Source organism: Pseudomonas koreensis, assembly GCF_012986595.1.
GTDB lineage: Bacteria > Pseudomonadota > Gammaproteobacteria > Pseudomonadales > Pseudomonadaceae > Aquipseudomonas > Aquipseudomonas koreensis.
The window spans coordinates 273,260-287,493 of sequence record NZ_JAAQYM010000005.1; the positions used below are offsets into that span (position 1 = coordinate 273,260).

The 14,234-nt window shown below is 61.8% G+C and carries 11 protein-coding genes and 2 pseudogenes; 8 read left to right on the forward strand and 5 right to left on the reverse strand.

All coding sequences use genetic code 11. From position 1 onward, the window contains the following. The 8 genes and pseudogenes from hutG (at window position 1) to HBN98_RS17200 (ending at window position 9,983) form a co-directional block, all read left to right on the forward strand. Window positions 1–804: an N-formylglutamate deformylase gene (hutG, locus tag HBN98_RS17165; RefSeq protein ID WP_083367263.1), complete on the forward strand. Its 804-nt coding sequence runs from the start codon at window positions 1–3 to the stop codon at window positions 802–804. 216 nt (window positions 805–1,020) lie between these two features. Further along, entirely contained in the window at window positions 1,021–1,992 is a 972-nt protein-coding gene (pip, locus tag HBN98_RS17170; protein ID WP_083367262.1) for a prolyl aminopeptidase, read from the forward strand. Next, window positions 1,989–2,426 carry a D-aminoacyl-tRNA deacylase gene (gene dtd / locus HBN98_RS17175; protein WP_064585572.1) on the forward strand — a complete coding sequence of 146 codons (438 nt, stop codon included), beginning with the start codon at window positions 1,989–1,991 and terminating at the stop codon, window positions 2,424–2,426. The genes pip and dtd overlap by 4 nt, the downstream gene beginning before the upstream one ends. Before the next feature lie 306 nt (window positions 2,427–2,732). Beyond that, a complete protein-coding gene (locus HBN98_RS17180) occupies window positions 2,733–4,517 on the forward strand; it encodes a glucan biosynthesis protein G (RefSeq protein ID WP_162276293.1) in 1,785 nt (594 codons plus the stop codon). Continuing rightward, window positions 4,510–7,133 (forward strand): annotated as a pseudogene (gene mdoH / locus HBN98_RS17185) (glucans biosynthesis glucosyltransferase MdoH). Before HBN98_RS17180 ends, mdoH begins: the two are co-directional and overlap by 8 nt. Window positions 7,134–7,316: 183 nt before the next feature. After that, complete coding sequence (locus HBN98_RS17190; protein ID WP_083367261.1) at window positions 7,317–8,114, forward strand: transporter substrate-binding domain-containing protein; 798 nt, start codon at window positions 7,317–7,319, stop codon at window positions 8,112–8,114. A gap of 182 nt (window positions 8,115–8,296) precedes the next feature. Continuing rightward, window positions 8,297–9,256 (forward strand): amino acid ABC transporter permease, encoded by a 960-nt coding sequence (locus HBN98_RS17195; protein WP_064585575.1) that lies wholly within the window; start codon window positions 8,297–8,299, stop codon window positions 9,254–9,256. Further along, window positions 9,249–9,983, forward strand: coding sequence for an amino acid ABC transporter ATP-binding protein (locus tag HBN98_RS17200; RefSeq protein ID WP_083367260.1), 735 nt, complete (start codon window positions 9,249–9,251; stop codon window positions 9,981–9,983). Before HBN98_RS17195 ends, HBN98_RS17200 begins: the two co-directional genes overlap by 8 nt. Before the next feature lie 158 nt (window positions 9,984–10,141). Here the strand turns inward: HBN98_RS17200 and HBN98_RS28300 are convergent, their stop codons facing one another. The 5 genes and pseudogenes from HBN98_RS28300 to tatB form a co-directional block, all read right to left on the reverse strand. Beyond that, window positions 10,142–11,014, reverse strand: coding sequence for a methyl-accepting chemotaxis protein (locus tag HBN98_RS28300; protein ID WP_418323032.1), 873 nt, complete (start codon window positions 11,012–11,014; stop codon window positions 10,142–10,144). After that, window positions 10,997–12,058, reverse strand: a pseudogene (locus HBN98_RS28305) (methyl-accepting chemotaxis protein); the annotation flags it as partial. The pseudogene HBN98_RS28305 and the gene HBN98_RS28300, both read right to left, overlap by 18 nt. Before the next feature lie 224 nt (window positions 12,059–12,282). Continuing rightward, a complete protein-coding gene (locus tag HBN98_RS17210; protein WP_064585577.1) occupies window positions 12,283–12,990 on the reverse strand; it encodes a 16S rRNA (uracil(1498)-N(3))-methyltransferase in 708 nt (235 codons plus the stop codon). Continuing rightward, a complete protein-coding gene (tatC, locus tag HBN98_RS17215) occupies window positions 12,987–13,778 on the reverse strand; it encodes a twin-arginine translocase subunit TatC (protein ID WP_083367258.1) in 792 nt (263 codons plus the stop codon). The genes HBN98_RS17210 and tatC overlap by 4 nt, the downstream gene beginning before the upstream one ends. Next, a complete protein-coding gene (gene tatB / locus HBN98_RS17220; RefSeq protein ID WP_064585579.1) occupies window positions 13,775–14,230 on the reverse strand; it encodes a Sec-independent protein translocase protein TatB in 456 nt (151 codons plus the stop codon). The genes tatC and tatB overlap by 4 nt, the downstream gene beginning before the upstream one ends. Window positions 14,231–14,234 lie beyond the last annotated feature (4 nt).

Below are 14,234 nucleotides of genomic sequence, written 5' to 3' on the forward strand. Positions count from 1 at the left end.
GTGGATAAGGTTCTGAGTTTCAAACAAGGTCGCGTACCGCTGCTGATCAGCATGCCGCATGCCGGGGTGCGCCTGACGCCTGCGGTCGAGGCCGGGTTGATCGCGGACGCGAAAAGCCTGCCGGACACCGACTGGCACATTCCGCAGCTCTACGATTTTGCCGAGGCGCTGGGCGCCAGCACATTGGCCGCCGAGTACTCGCGGTTCGTCATCGACCTGAACCGTCCGTCCGACGATAAACCACTGTATGCCGGCGCCACCACCGGGCTGTACCCGGCGACGCTGTTTGACGGTATCCCGTTGTTCCGCGAAGGGCACGAGCCCTCGAAAGCAGAGCGCGCGACTTACCTGGAACAGATCTGGACGCCGTATCACCGCACCCTGCAACAAGAGCTGTCCCGGCTGAAGGCTGAGTTTGGCTACGCGCTGCTGTTCGACGCGCATTCGATCCGCTCGATCATCCCGCACCTGTTCGACGGCAAACTGCCGGACTTCAACCTTGGCACCTTCAACGGCGCCAGTTGCGATCCGCAGCTGGCGACGCAACTGGAAGCCATCTGCGCGCGCCACGACCATTACAGCTACGTGCTCAACGGACGCTTCAAGGGCGGCCATATCACCCGCCATTACGGCGACCCGGCCGAGAACATCCACGCGGTGCAACTGGAGCTGTGCCAGAGCACCTACATGGAAGAGTTCGAACCGTTCCGCTATCGCGCCGATCTGGCGGAGCCGACGCGGGTGGTGCTGAAGGAGTTGTTGCAAGGCTTCCTGAGCTGGGGCAAATCCCGATACGACGCATAACCCGCTGCATGCAGGAGCTGGCGCAGGCTGCGATCTTTTGGTCCTGATTTTTTACGGCAAGATCAAAAGATCGCAGCCTGCGGCAGCTCCTAAAGAGGGGCAGGTTTGATTCGTGTTCTGAAGCATGCTCATTGACGTAAATCGGGTTTATGATGCCGGACGGCAGAATAATAGAAGTCCCCCCAGGGATGACCTCGACCCCTTACGGAGCGCGCAATGCAGACATTGTTTCCGCAGATCAAACCCTACGCCCGGCACGATCTGGCTGTCGATGACACCCACACGCTGTACGTCGACGAAAGCGGTTCGCCGGAAGGCTTGCCAGTGGTGTTCATCCACGGTGGTCCTGGCGCCGGTTGCGACGCGCAGAGCCGTCGCTACTTCGATCCGAACCTGTATCGCATTGTCACCTTCGACCAGCGCGGCTGCGGCCGTTCCACACCGCACGCCAGCCTGGAAAACAACACCACCTGGGATCTGGTCGCCGACCTCGAGCGTATCCGCAAGCACCTGGGCATCGACAAATGGGTGCTGTTCGGTGGCTCCTGGGGCTCGACCCTGGCGCTGGCCTATGCGCAAACCCATCCGGAGCGTGTTCACGGGCTGATCCTGCGCGGGATCTTTCTCTGCCGTCCGCAGGAAATCGAGTGGTTCTATCAGGCCGGTGCCAGCCGTCTGTTCCCCGACTACTGGCAGGACTACATCGCGCCGATCCCGCTGGATGAGCGCGACGATCTGCTCAGCGCCTTCCACAAGCGCCTGATCGGTAACGATCAGATCGCCCAGATGCACGCGGCCAAGGCGTGGTCGACGTGGGAAGGGCGCACCGCGACCCTGCGGCCGAACCCGCTGGTGGTCGACCGTTTCTCCGAGCCGCAGCGCGCACTGTCGATCGCGCGGATCGAATGCCACTACTTCACCAACAACGCGTTCCTGGAACCGAATCAGCTGATTCGCGACATGGGCAAGATCGCGCACCTGCCGGGGGTGATCATTCATGGTCGCTACGACGTGATCTGCCCGCTGGACAACGCCTGGGAATTGCATCAGGCCTGGCCGAACAGCGAGCTGCAGGTGATTCGCGACGCCGGCCACGCCGCCTCCGAGCCGGGTATCACCGACGCGCTGGTGCGTGCCGCGAGCAACATGGCCCGCCGTCTGCTCGACCTGCCGCCCGAAGAAGCATGAAGGGGCTTCTACAGCGCGTGCGCGGTGCACGAGTCGAAGTCGCGGGAGAAGTCGTGGGTGCGGTAGATCAAGGTTTGCTGGTGCTGGTGGCGGTCGAACCCGACGACACGCGTACCAGCGCCGACAAACTTCTGCATAAGCTGCTTAACTATCGGGTATTCAGCGACGCCGAGGGCAAGATGAATCTGTCCCTGGCGGATGTGGGCGGCGGGTTGCTGCTGGTCTCTCAGTTCACCCTCGCTGCCGACACCAAGAGCGGGTTGCGCCCAAGCTTTTCCACCGCGGCGCCACCGGCCCTTGGCGAGGAATTGTTCGACTATCTATTAAGCAAAGCGAAACAGATGCATGGCACTGTGGCATCAGGTAGATTCGGCGCGGATATGCAGGTGCACCTGGTCAACGATGGCCCGGTTACCTTTTTGTTACAGACCTGAAAGCGTCTGAAACACCTTTTTAGGAAATTTCGACTGTTTTTAGGCTGTTTTCGCGATAAATACTTTGTTACCCCTGATGCGTTGTCACGCGGGCTACTAGATAATCGCGCGCTATGGGGATCAGCGTTCGTTGGTCCATTATTGACTTAGGTAGAGACTTGTCTGGATCCGATTGGGGAATCATTTTGCCCCAGCGGAGTCGGAACAATGCTCGCCAACCTGGCATATAGATAGCTGGCCGTTGGTTTTTTGATCTGTTTTCGGCGAGGGTTGCTCGTGATTGTTAGTCCCTGTAATGCAGCAAAAATGTCTGCCAAACGCATGCGAAGTGCCCTGGTAGCGGGTTCGGCGCTCCTGTGCCTGCTCAGCGCCGGTCAGCTTTGGGCGTTCAATCTTGACGATGTATCCGCCAAGGCTAAAGAGCTGGCCGGGCAGAAGTTCGAAGCCCCGCGCAGCAACCTGCCGAACGAATTCCGTGACATGAAGTTCGCGGATTATCAGAAAATCCGCTTCCTCACCGAAAAGGCTGAGTGGGCTGATCAAAAGACCCCGTTCAAACTGTCCTTCTATCACCAGGGTATGCACTTCGATACACCGGTGAAAATCAACGAAATCACGGCGAACAACGTCGAAGAGATCAAATACGATCCGACCCGCTTCGATTTCGGCGACCTCAAGTTCGATCCGAAGGCCACTGAACAACTGGGCTATGCCGGTTTCCGTGTGCTGTACCCGATCAACAAGGCCGACAAGCAAGACGAAATCATGACCATGCTCGGCGCGAGCTACTTCCGCGTCGTCGGCAAGGGCCACACCTACGGCCTGTCGGCCCGTGGTCTGGCGATCGATACCGCGCTGCCGTCGGGCGAAGAATTCCCGCGTTTCCGCGAATTCTGGATTCAACAGCCGAAGCCGGGCGACAAGCACCTGGTGATCTTCGCCCTGCTCGATTCGCCACGTGCCACCGGCGCCTACCGTCTGATCCTGCGTCCGGGCAGCGACACCATTGTTGACGTCAAGGCGCAGGTGTTCCTGCGTGACAAGGTCGGCAAACTGGGCATCGCGCCGTTGACCAGCATGTTCCTGTTCGGCGCCAACCAGCCGTCGAAAGTCCTCAACTACCGTCGCGAACTGCACGACTCCAGCGGTCTGTCGATCCATGCCGGCAACGGCGAGTGGATCTGGCGCCCACTGAACAACCCGAAACACCTGGCCGTGAGCAACTTCAGCGTCGAGAACCCGCGTGGTTTCGGTCTGCTGCAGCGTGGCCGTGACTTCAGCCACTACGAAGACCTCGACGATCGCTACGACAAGCGCCCAAGCGCCTGGATCGAGCCGAAGGGCGAGTGGGGCAAGGGCACCGTTGATCTGGTAGAGATTCCGACCGCCGACGAAACCAACGACAACATCGTTGCGTTCTGGAGCCCGGAAACCATGCCGGAGCCGGGCAAGCCTCTGGACTTCGCCTACCGCCTGCACTGGACCATGGACGAAGCGGCGATTCACGCCCCGGACAGCGCCTGGGTCAAGCAGACCCTGCGTTCGACCGGTGACGTCAAACAGTCGAACCTGATCCGTCAGCCGGACGGCAGCGTTGCTTACCTGGTCGACTTCGAAGGTCCATCGCTGGCCGCTCTGGCCCCGGATGCCGACGTGCGCAGTCAGGTCAGCGTTGGCGATAACGCCGAACTGGTCGAGAACAGCGTGCGCTACAACCCGGAAACCAAAGGCTGGCGCCTGACCCTGCGGATGAAGATCAAGGACGCGAGCAAGTCGACCGAGATGCGTGCTGCCCTGGTTCAGCCGGTAGTCACGGCTGATCTGGCCAAGTCTTCGGTACCGGCGTCGAATTCGTCGGTGGCCAAGGCTGACAAGGTCGCCGCCAAGCAACAAGAGAAGGAAGAGAAGGAAGCCAAGGCCGCCGAAGCCAAACAGGCCGACGCCAAGCCAGCCGCCGATGCCAAGGACAAGGCCAACAAAGACGCCAAGCAGCCAGCGGCTGCGAACGCGGCCCCAGCCACACCGGAATCGGCACCGACTGAAGAAGTCCTGACCGAGACCTGGAGCTATCAGTTGCCTGCCGATGAGTAACTCTCAAGTACAGCCAGAGACTCTGTCCGAGTATCTGGCGCATCTGCCGATGACCGACGAGCAGCGCGCGGAACTCGCGGGCTGCCAGTCATTCAGCGAACTGCACCAGCGCCTGTCGTCGCCGACGTTCGACGCCCCTGCCGAAGCCGCCCAGGCTTCGGTGGGCAAGCGCCTGACCCTGAGCACCGCCGAGGAGTTGGAAGACGCGGAAATGCTGGTGCTCGACGCCAGCGGCCGGGTCGCGATGAAGGCGACGCCGCCAATCCGTCGGACCAAAGTCGTGCCGGAACCGTGGCGCACCAACATTCTGGTGCGTGGCTGGCGCCGCCTGACCGGGCGCACCAACCCGCCACAGCCGCCGAAGGACGAGAACGTGTTGCCGGCCGCGCGCTGGCGCACTGTCGGTTCGATCCGCCGCTACATCCTGTTGCTGTTGATGCTTGGCCAGACCATCGTCGCCGGCTGGTACATGAAAGGCATCATGCCGTACCAAGGCTGGTCGTTCGTTGACCTGGAAGAAGTGCTGCACCAGCCGCTGCTGCAAACCGCCACGCAAGTGCTGCCGTATGCGCTGCAAACCAGCATCCTGATTCTGTTCGGGATTCTGTTCTGCTGGGTCTCGGCCGGCTTCTGGACAGCGCTGATGGGCTTCCTCGAGTTGCTCACCGGTCACGATAAATACCGTATCTCCGGCAAAAGCGCGGGCAACGAGCCGATTCCGAAAGACGCGCGCACCGCTCTGGTGATGCCGATCTGCAACGAAGACGTGCCTCGGGTATTCGCCGGTCTGCGCGCCACGTTCGAGTCGGTTGCGGCGACCGGGGATCTGGATCGCTTCGACTTCTTCGTCCTCAGCGACAGTAACGACACCGATATCTGTGTCGCCGAGCAACAGGCCTGGCTTGACGTCTGCCGCGAAGCCAAGGGCTTCGGCAAGATCTTCTATCGCCGCCGTCGCCGTCGTGTGAAACGCAAGAGCGGCAACCTCGACGACTTCTGTCGTCGCTGGGGCGGTGACTACAAGTACATGGTCGTGCTCGACGCCGATTCGGTGATGAGCGGCGAGTGCCTGACCAGTCTGGTACGCCTGATGGAAGCCACGCCGGACGCCGGGATCATCCAGACCGCGCCGCGTGCGTCGGGCATGGACACCCTGTATGCGCGCATGCAGCAGTTCGCCACCCGCGTGTACGGTCCGCTGTTCACCGCCGGTCTGCACTTCTGGCAGCTGGGTGAATCCCACTACTGGGGTCACAACGCAATCATCCGCATGAAGCCGTTCATCGACCACTGCGCCTTGGCGCCGTTGCCGGGCAAGGGGGCGTTCTCCGGGGCGATCCTGTCTCACGACTTCGTTGAAGCTGCGCTGATGCGTCGTGCCGGTTGGGGCGTGTGGATTGCTTACGACCTGCCGGGCAGCTACGAAGAACTGCCGCCGAACCTGCTCGACGAACTCAAGCGTGACCGTCGCTGGTGCCACGGCAACCTGATGAACTTCCGCCTGTTCCTGGTCAAAGGCATGCACCCGGTGCACCGCGCGGTGTTCCTCACCGGCGTGATGTCTTACCTGTCGGCGCCGTTGTGGTTCTTCTTCCTGGTGCTGTCGACCGCGCTGCTGGCGGTGAACACGCTGATGGAGCCGCAGTACTTCCTCGAACCGCGTCAGCTCTATCCGCTGTGGCCACAATGGCACCCGGACAAGGCCATTGCGCTGTTCTCGACGACCATCGTGCTGCTGTTCCTGCCGAAACTGCTGAGCATCATCCTGATCTGGGCCAAGGGCGCGAAAGAGTTCGGCGGCAAGTTCAAGGTGACCCTGTCGATGCTGCTGGAGATGCTGTTCTCCATGCTGCTGGCGCCGGTGCGGATGATTTTCCACACCCGTTTCGTCCTCGCCGCGTTCCTCGGCTGGGCCGCGACCTGGAACTCGCCGCAGCGTGACGACGACTCCACGCCATGGAGCGAGGCGGTCAAGCGCCACGGTCCGCAGACCCTGCTGGGCTTCTTCTGGGCGCTGCTGGTGATCTGGCTGAACCCGAGCTTCCTGTGGTGGCTGGTGCCGATCGTCGGTTCGCTGATGCTGTCGATCCCGGTGTCGGTGATTTCCAGTCGTGTCGGTCTGGGCCTGAAGTCCCGTGACGAGAGCCTGTTCCTCATCCCTGAGGAATACAATCCGCCACAGGCGCTGCTGGCGACCGACCAGTACACCCACGAGAACCGTTGGCACGCGCTGAACGACGGCTTCGTCCGCGCGGTGGTCGATCCGCAGCAGAACGCCCTGGCGTGCTCGCTGGCGACGGCCCGTCACGGTCAGGCCGAGCCGATCGAGTGGCTGCGTCAGGAGCGTGTACGTCACGCCCTGAAGGCGGGTCCGGCAGCGTTGAGCAACCATGATCGCCTGCAACTGCTGAGCGACCCTGTGGCTCTGGCGCGTCTGCATGAGCAGGTCTGGGCCGAAGGTCACGCCGAGTGGCTGGATGCGTGGCGCGCGTCGGTGAAAGCCGATCCCCATGCGCCGTTGCTGCCGTTGCAACCGGTGAGCTTGCAGGCTCAACCGGCCTGATAAAAAGATCGCAGCCTTCGGCAGCTCCTACAGGGTTATGTGAACACCTGTAGGCGCTGCCGGAGGCTGCGATCTTTTGTTTTTTAATCCCTCCCCGTAACAACAATTCCCGGCAAAAAACCTTGTGCAAACGGACGAGTGCGTTAGCATCCGTCCCCGAATTGGCGCACCCGGGCATTTTTGCCCATCACGGCTGGTTTTCGCGCCGCAATTGCAATGGTTTTGGGGACTTGAAGATGAAGAAGTATCTGTCGATGCTGCTGGTCGGCGTCACGGCACTGGTTGCAGTCAATGCGGCGCACGCCGGTGCAATCGATGACGCGGTCAAGCGCGGCACGTTGAAAGTCGGTATGGATCCGACCTACATGCCGTTCGAAATGACCAACAAGCGCGGCGAGATCATCGGCTTCGAAGTCGACATCCTCAAAGCCATGTCCAAGGCCATGGGCGTCAAGCTGGAGTTGGTCTCCACCGGTTATGACGGGATCATCCCGGCCCTGATGACCGACAAGTTCGACATGATCGGCAGCGGCATGACCCTGACCCAGGAGCGCAACCTGCGCCTGAACTTCAGCGAACCGTTCATCGTCGTCGGCCAGACCCTGCTGATCCGCAAGGAGCTGGAAGGCACCATCAAGTCCTATAAAGACCTGAACACCGCCGAATACCGCATCACCTCCAAGCTCGGCACCACCGGTGAGATGGTCGCCAAGAAGCTGATCGCCAAAGCCAAGTACCACGGCTACGACAACGAGCAGGAAGCCGTGCTCGACGTGGTCAACGGCAAGGCCGACGCTTTCATCTACGACGCGCCGTACAACGTGGTGGCGGTGAACAAGGTCGGTGCCGGCAAGCTGGTGTTCCTCGACAAGCCGTTCACCTACGAGCCGCTGGCCTTCGGCCTGAAGAAGGGGGACTACGACAGCCTCAACTTCATCAACAACTTCCTGCACCAGATCCACGAAGACGGCACCTACGATCGCATCCATGACAAGTGGTTCAAGAGCACCGAGTGGCTCAAGGACATGGAATAACGCCGCTCGTTGTGGCGAGGGAGCTTGCTCCCGCTCGGCTGCGAAGCAGTCGTAAACCGGTTGACTCGTTCTACCCGACGTTGCGCTGTGGCTGATTTCAGGGCTGCTCCGCACCCCAGCGGGAGCAAGCTCCCTCGCCACAGAGGGAGCGAGCATCCTGATCGATATGGATTTGCTCTTAGATGAAACAGAAAAAAGCCCAATGGCCCTGGCACGTCCTGACCGTGCTGGTGCTGATCGGCCTGGCGGGCGCGTTGTATTACGCCACGTCGCTGATGTCCTACGAATGGCGCTGGAACCGCGTGCCGCAATACTTCGCCTATCAGGCCGAAGAATCCCAGCGCGCCACCGACATTTCCACGGTCACCGAACTGGTGCGCAAGGGCGGCAGCGCGCAGGTCACCCTGCGCAACGACGCCGGTGACGAGCAGCACCTGACCGTCGACGAGAACAGCCTGCAATTCGCTCAGGGCGACGATGTGGCTGAAGGCGACGTCGTGGGCGTGACCCGGCATTGGGCGGCAGGGCCGCTGTTGTGGGGGCTGTGGACCACGTTGTGGCTGTCAGTGGTGTCCGGCGTGCTCGGTCTGTTGATCGGTCTGGTCACCGGACTGTGCCGGCTGTCGAACAACCCGACCCTGCGCGACCTGTCGAGCATCTACGTCGAACTGGTGCGCGGCACGCCGCTGCTGGTGCAGATCTTCATTTTCTACTTCTTCATCGGCACGGTGATGAACCTGTCCCGGGAGTTCGCCGGGATCGCCGCGCTGTCGCTGTTCACTGGCGCTTACGTGGCAGAGATCATTCGGTCCGGCGTGCAGTCGATTGCCCGTGGGCAGAACGAAGCGGCGCGCTCGCTCGGCCTGAGCGCCGGCCAGTCGATGCGCCACGTGGTACTGCCGCAAGCGTTCAAGCGTGTGCTGCCGCCGCTGGCCGGGCAGTTCATCAGTCTGGTCAAGGACACCTCGCTGGTGTCGGTGATTGCGATAACCGAGCTGCTGAAAAGCGGTCGTGAAGTCATCACCACCTCGTTCTCGCCGTTCGAAATCCTGTTCTGCGTTGCCGGCCTGTACCTGTTGATCAACCTGCCGCTGTCGAAAATCGCCAGCCGGCTTGAGCGGAGGCTCGCGCAAAGTGATTGAAGTCCGCGATCTGGTAAAAGTCTTCGACACCCGTGGCCAGGTAGTACGGGCTGTGGATAACGTCACCACTTCCGTCGCCAAGGGCGAAGTGCTGGTGGTCATCGGCCCGTCCGGTTCCGGTAAATCGACCTTCCTGCGCTGCCTCAATGGTCTGGAGGAATTCGACTCGGGCTCGGTGAGCATCGACGGTCTGCAACTGGCCGACCCGAAAACCGACGTCAACGCCTACCGCCGCGAAGTCGGCATGGTGTTCCAGCACTTCAACCTGTTCCCGCACATGACCGTGCTGGAAAACCTCTGTCTGGCGCAGAAAGTCGTGCGCAAACGCGGGCAGAAGGAAAGCGAGGCCAAGGCCCTTGCGTTGCTGGAGAAAGTTGGTATTGCGCAGAAGGCCCGGGAATATCCGTCACGCCTGTCCGGCGGTCAGCAACAGCGCGTGGCGATTGCCCGGGCGCTGGCGATGGAGCCGAAAGTGATGCTGTTCGACGAGCCGACTTCGGCCCTCGACCCGGAAATGGTCGGTGAGGTGCTGGACGTGATGAAGAACCTGGCCGTCGAAGGCATGACCATGGTCTGCGTGACCCACGAGATGGGCTTCGCCCGGGAAGTGGCGGATCGGGTGTTGTTCTTCGATCACGGTAAATTGCTGGAAGATGCCGCGCCGGCGGAGTTTTTTGATGCTCCGAAGGATCCGCGGGCTCAGGCTTTCCTGCGTCAGGTCCTGTAATTCCATGTGGCGAGGGAGCTTGCTCCCGCTGGGCTGCGAAGCAGCCCCCGAACCATTCAATCGAATTGAGTCAGACGGACTCCGATTGCCTGGATTTACGACGGCTTCGCCGCCGAGCGGGAGCAAGCTCCCTCGCCACAGTAGTTTTTCAATGCTGCTTAGACCTTGAAGCGCCCCACCAGCATCTGCAGATGCGTCCCCAACCGCGCCAGCTCAACACTCGACGCTGCCGTTTCTTCACTTGCGGCCGAGGTCTGATCCGACACATCGCGCACGTTCAACACGCTACGGTTAATCTCTTCCGCCACCGCACTCTGCTGTTCGGCTGCTGCGGCAATCTGCTGGTTCATCGCCTGAATCGCCGACACGGTGCGGGTGATGCTTTCCAGTGAGCCACCGGCACGGCGGGTCAGTTCCACACTGCTGTCGGTCAAGCTGCGGCTGTTATCCATGATCGTCGCCACTTGCTGGGTGCCGTTCTGCAGGCCGACGATCAGCTCTTCGATCTCTTCGGTGGACTTCTGCGTGCGCTGGGCGAGGCTGCGGACTTCGTCGGCGACCACTGCGAAACCACGCCCGGCTTCACCGGCACGGGCCGCTTCGATGGCGGCGTTGAGGGCCAGCAGGTTGGTTTGCTGGGCCACGGATTTGATCACGTCGAGCACGCTGCCGATCTTGTCGCTTTCGCGCTTGAGCTCGCCCATGGCTTCGGTGGAGTGGCCGACTTCGACCGCCAGACGCTCGATCTGCGCGATCGCTTCACCGACCACCTTGTCGCCCTCGCGGGCCTGTTGATCGGCAGCCACGGCGGCTTCGGAAGCCTCTTCGGCGTTGCGCGCCACTTCCTGCACGGTGGCGGCCATTTCGTTCATGGCGGTGGCGACTTGATCGGTCTCGATCTTTTGGTTGTTGACCCCGGCGCTGGTCTGCTCGGTGACCGCCGACAGCTCTTCGGCGGCGCTGGCGATCTGCGTCACGCCGTCGCTGATGCCGCCGATCAGGTCGCGCAGGCCTTGAGTCATGCTCTGCATCGAGCGCTGCAACTGGCCGAGTTCGTCGCGGCGTTGCGAGACCAGATTGTGGGTCAGGTCGCCGGCAGCCACGCGTTCGGCGACTTTCAGGGTCTGGTTCAGCGGAATGATGATCTGCCGGGTGATCGCCCAGGCGGCCAGCAAGCCGAAGGCCACGGCCAGCAGGGTGGCGATGATCAGCATGTTCTTGGCATGCGCGGCATCGGTGTCGCGCACCACGGTCTGCGATTCGGTGAGCTGCTTGCTGACGTCGAGCAGGATGTCGCCCTGGGTCGACATGCGGGCCAGGGCTTTGCCACTGGCGACCTGCGAGTCGCGGAACTGGCTGACCGCCGCGCGATAAGCCTTGAGCGAATCGGTGGCCTGTTGCAGGTTGGCGATGTGTTGCTCAGGCAGTTTGGCCGGCAGGGTTTCGAGGTTCTTCAGGGCGTTGTCGATGGCGTCGAGCGCTGGCTGCTCGGCTTCAGTCTTGCCGCTGTAGGTGTAGCCACGCACCTGGAAGCGCGCTTGCTGGATCAGTTTGCTCAGGTCGATCACCGCGTTGAACTGCGCCACGCTGTCGCCCTGGAGCATGGATTTCTCCACCTCGTCGACTTTGGCCACGGCGTTATCGGCGGTGGCGCCGAGTTTGCTGCGAGCGTCTTCGCGATTAGCCCCGGCCTGCACCATGTCGGCGAAGGCGCGCTTGTATTCGGCGACGGCGGCCAACTGTTGCTCGACCCTGGCGGCGTCGGCTGGTTGTTCGATCAGGCCGCGCGCGGTTTGCAGGCCGCTGTCGAGTTTGCTCAGCAGCTCGTTGACCGCGCCCGGGCCTTGTTCGCCGCGACGCATTTCATAGTCCAGGCGTGCCAGGCGCAGGTCCTTGGTCAGCTCGTTGAGGCTGGAGATGAAACCCAGCTTGTCGCCACGGCTGATGATGCCGCCCATGCCGGTCCAGCCGGTGAAGGTGATCAGCAGGGTGAGCAACAGCACCAGGCCGAAACCGATTCCCAGCTTGCGTTTGACGCTGACGTTTCCAAGATTCTCGGCTAACCAACGGTACATGCGACGACTCCCCTCGGACCACTCACTAATTGGACTTATGGGGACTGTATCGGCGGGCTCATGGCAATCTGTAACCCGATTTGTCTGGAACGCAGCGACATTGTGGCGAGGGAGCTTGCTCCCGCCCGGCGGCGCAGCCGTCGCAAACTGGTGAAGGAAGAGCAATGGCCGCTTCGCGCCCAAGCGGGAGCAAGCTCCCTCGCCACAATGGTGCGTGTGTACTTTTAGAACAGTCGGGCGAGGAGGGCGGTGACGGCGGTTTCGACGCGCAGGATGCGTTCGCCCAGTTGCACCGGTTGCAGGCCGGATTTGCCCAGCAGGTCGATTTCGTAGGGGATCCAGCCGCCTTCAGGGCCGATCGCCAGCGTCACCGGTTCGCTCAGCGCGCGCGGGCACGGCGGGTAGTTGCCGGGATGGCCGACCAGGCCGAGGGTGCCTTCGGTGATCGCTGGCAGGCGGTCTTCGACGAAGGGCTTGAAGCGCTTCTCGATGATGATTTCCGGCAGCACGGTATCGCGGGCCTGTTCGAGGCCGAGGATCAGATTCTCGCGAATCGCTTCCGGCTCCAGAAACGGCGTCTGCCAGAAGCTCTTCTCGACCCGGTAGCTGTTGACCAGAATCACCTTCGACACGCCCATGGTCGCCACGGTCTGGAACACCCGCCGCAGCATCTTCGGGCGCGGCAAGGCCAGCACCAGGGTCAGCGGCAGCTTGGCCGGTGGTGACTGATCGAGGCTGACGCGCAGTTCCGCTTCCCCCGCCTCAAGGCGCAGCAGTTCGGCCGAACCCATCAAGCCATTGATGCGCCCGACCCGCAGGCTGTCACCGACTTCCGAGCGATGCACTTCCTGCATGTGGGTCAGGCGTCGATCACGCAGCACGACGCGGTCGGCCGCGATAAAGTCGGCCTCTTCGAGCAACAGCAGGTTCATGCCTGGGTCGCTGGCGGCTGGTCGTTGTGATCGTCGGCCGGCGTCTCGTCCGGACGTTCGCGCTTGCTGATCAAACCACCGAACAGAATGCCGATTTCAAACAGCATCCACATCGGCACGGCCAGCAGGGTCTGCGAGAAGATGTCCGGCGGGGTCAGGATCATGCCGACCACGAAGCAGCCGATGATCACGTACGGGCGGATCTTCTTCAGGTATTTGACGTCGACCACGCCGATCCACACCAGCAGCACCACGGCCACCGGGATCTCGAACGCCACGCCGAAGGCGAAGAACAGCGTCATCACGAAATCGAGGTAGCTGGCGATGTCGGTCATCATTTCCACCCCGGCCGGGGTGGCAGCGGCGAAGAATTTGAAGATCAGCGGGAACACGAAGTAATAGGCGAACGCCATGCCGGTGTAGAACAGCAGGATGCTGGACACCAGCAACGGCACCGCAATGCGCTTTTCATGCTTGTACAGGCCCGGTGCGATGAAGCCCCAGATCTGATGCAGGATCACCGGGATCGCGAGAAACAGCGAGACCATCATCGTCAGCTTCAGCGGCGTCAGGAATGGCGACGACACGTCGGTGGCAATCATCGTCGCGCCGACCGGCAGGTACTGGCGCAGCGGTGTCGAGACGAAGGTGTAGATCTGCTGGGTGAACGCAAACAGCCCGGCGAAGATGATGAAGATCGCCGCCACACAACGCAGCAGGCGGGTGCGCAACTCGGTGAGGTGCGAAACCAGCGGCATGTGCTGGTCGTTTTCGGGGAGATCGCTCATGGGGCTCGCGGCGGCAATGTTGGGTCGTGAGGCGCGGGTGTGATCGGCGCGGCGTTTGGCGCAACGTGTTCAACAGATTGTTCCACGGCGGCTGGCGCCGTTTCTGTCGGAGCTACAACGGCAGCAGGTGCTGGTGGCGTCGTCGCGGCAGCAGGGCTGTGAATCGTCTGCTGCCCCACATGCTCAACCGGCGTCGGCTCTTGCTGTACCGGATTGAAAATCTTCCGCGCCTCCTGCTCCAGCGACAGAATGTGCTCGTTGTGCAGTTGCCGACGGATTTCGTCGGCACCGATTTCACGTTCAACTTCCTGTTTGATCGCGTTGAAGCTGCGCTTCAGCCGACCGACCCACAGGCCGGCGGTGCGCGCAGCGCCCGGCAGACGCTCGGGGCCCAGCACCAGCAGGGCAACGAGGCCGACGAGCAGCAGTTCAGAGAAGCTGATACCAAACATTAGT

What these genes read in the sequence shown, in the direction of transcription:
- tatB (WP_064585579.1), bottom strand. Translation starts at nt 14,230, where the DNA reads ATGTTTGGTATCAGCTTCTCTGAACTGCTGCTCGTCGGCCTCGTTGCC.
- pip (WP_083367262.1), top strand. Translation starts at nt 1,021, where the DNA reads ATGCAGACATTGTTTCCGCAGATCAAACCCTACGCCCGGCACGATCTG.
- dtd (WP_064585572.1), top strand. Translation starts at nt 1,989, where the DNA reads ATGAAGGGGCTTCTACAGCGCGTGCGCGGTGCACGAGTCGAAGTCGCG.
- HBN98_RS17210 (WP_064585577.1), bottom strand. Translation starts at nt 12,990, where the DNA reads ATGAACCTGCTGTTGCTCGAAGAGGCCGACTTTATCGCGGCCGACCGC.
- HBN98_RS17190 (WP_083367261.1), top strand. Translation starts at nt 7,317, where the DNA reads ATGAAGAAGTATCTGTCGATGCTGCTGGTCGGCGTCACGGCACTGGTT.
- tatC (WP_083367258.1), bottom strand. Translation starts at nt 13,778, where the DNA reads ATGAGCGATCTCCCCGAAAACGACCAGCACATGCCGCTGGTTTCGCAC.
- HBN98_RS17195 (WP_064585575.1), top strand. Translation starts at nt 8,297, where the DNA reads ATGAAACAGAAAAAAGCCCAATGGCCCTGGCACGTCCTGACCGTGCTG.
- HBN98_RS28300 (WP_418323032.1), bottom strand. Translation starts at nt 11,014, where the DNA reads ATGCAGAGCATGACTCAAGGCCTGCGCGACCTGATCGGCGGCATCAGC.
- HBN98_RS17180 (WP_162276293.1), top strand. Translation starts at nt 2,733, where the DNA reads ATGTCTGCCAAACGCATGCGAAGTGCCCTGGTAGCGGGTTCGGCGCTC.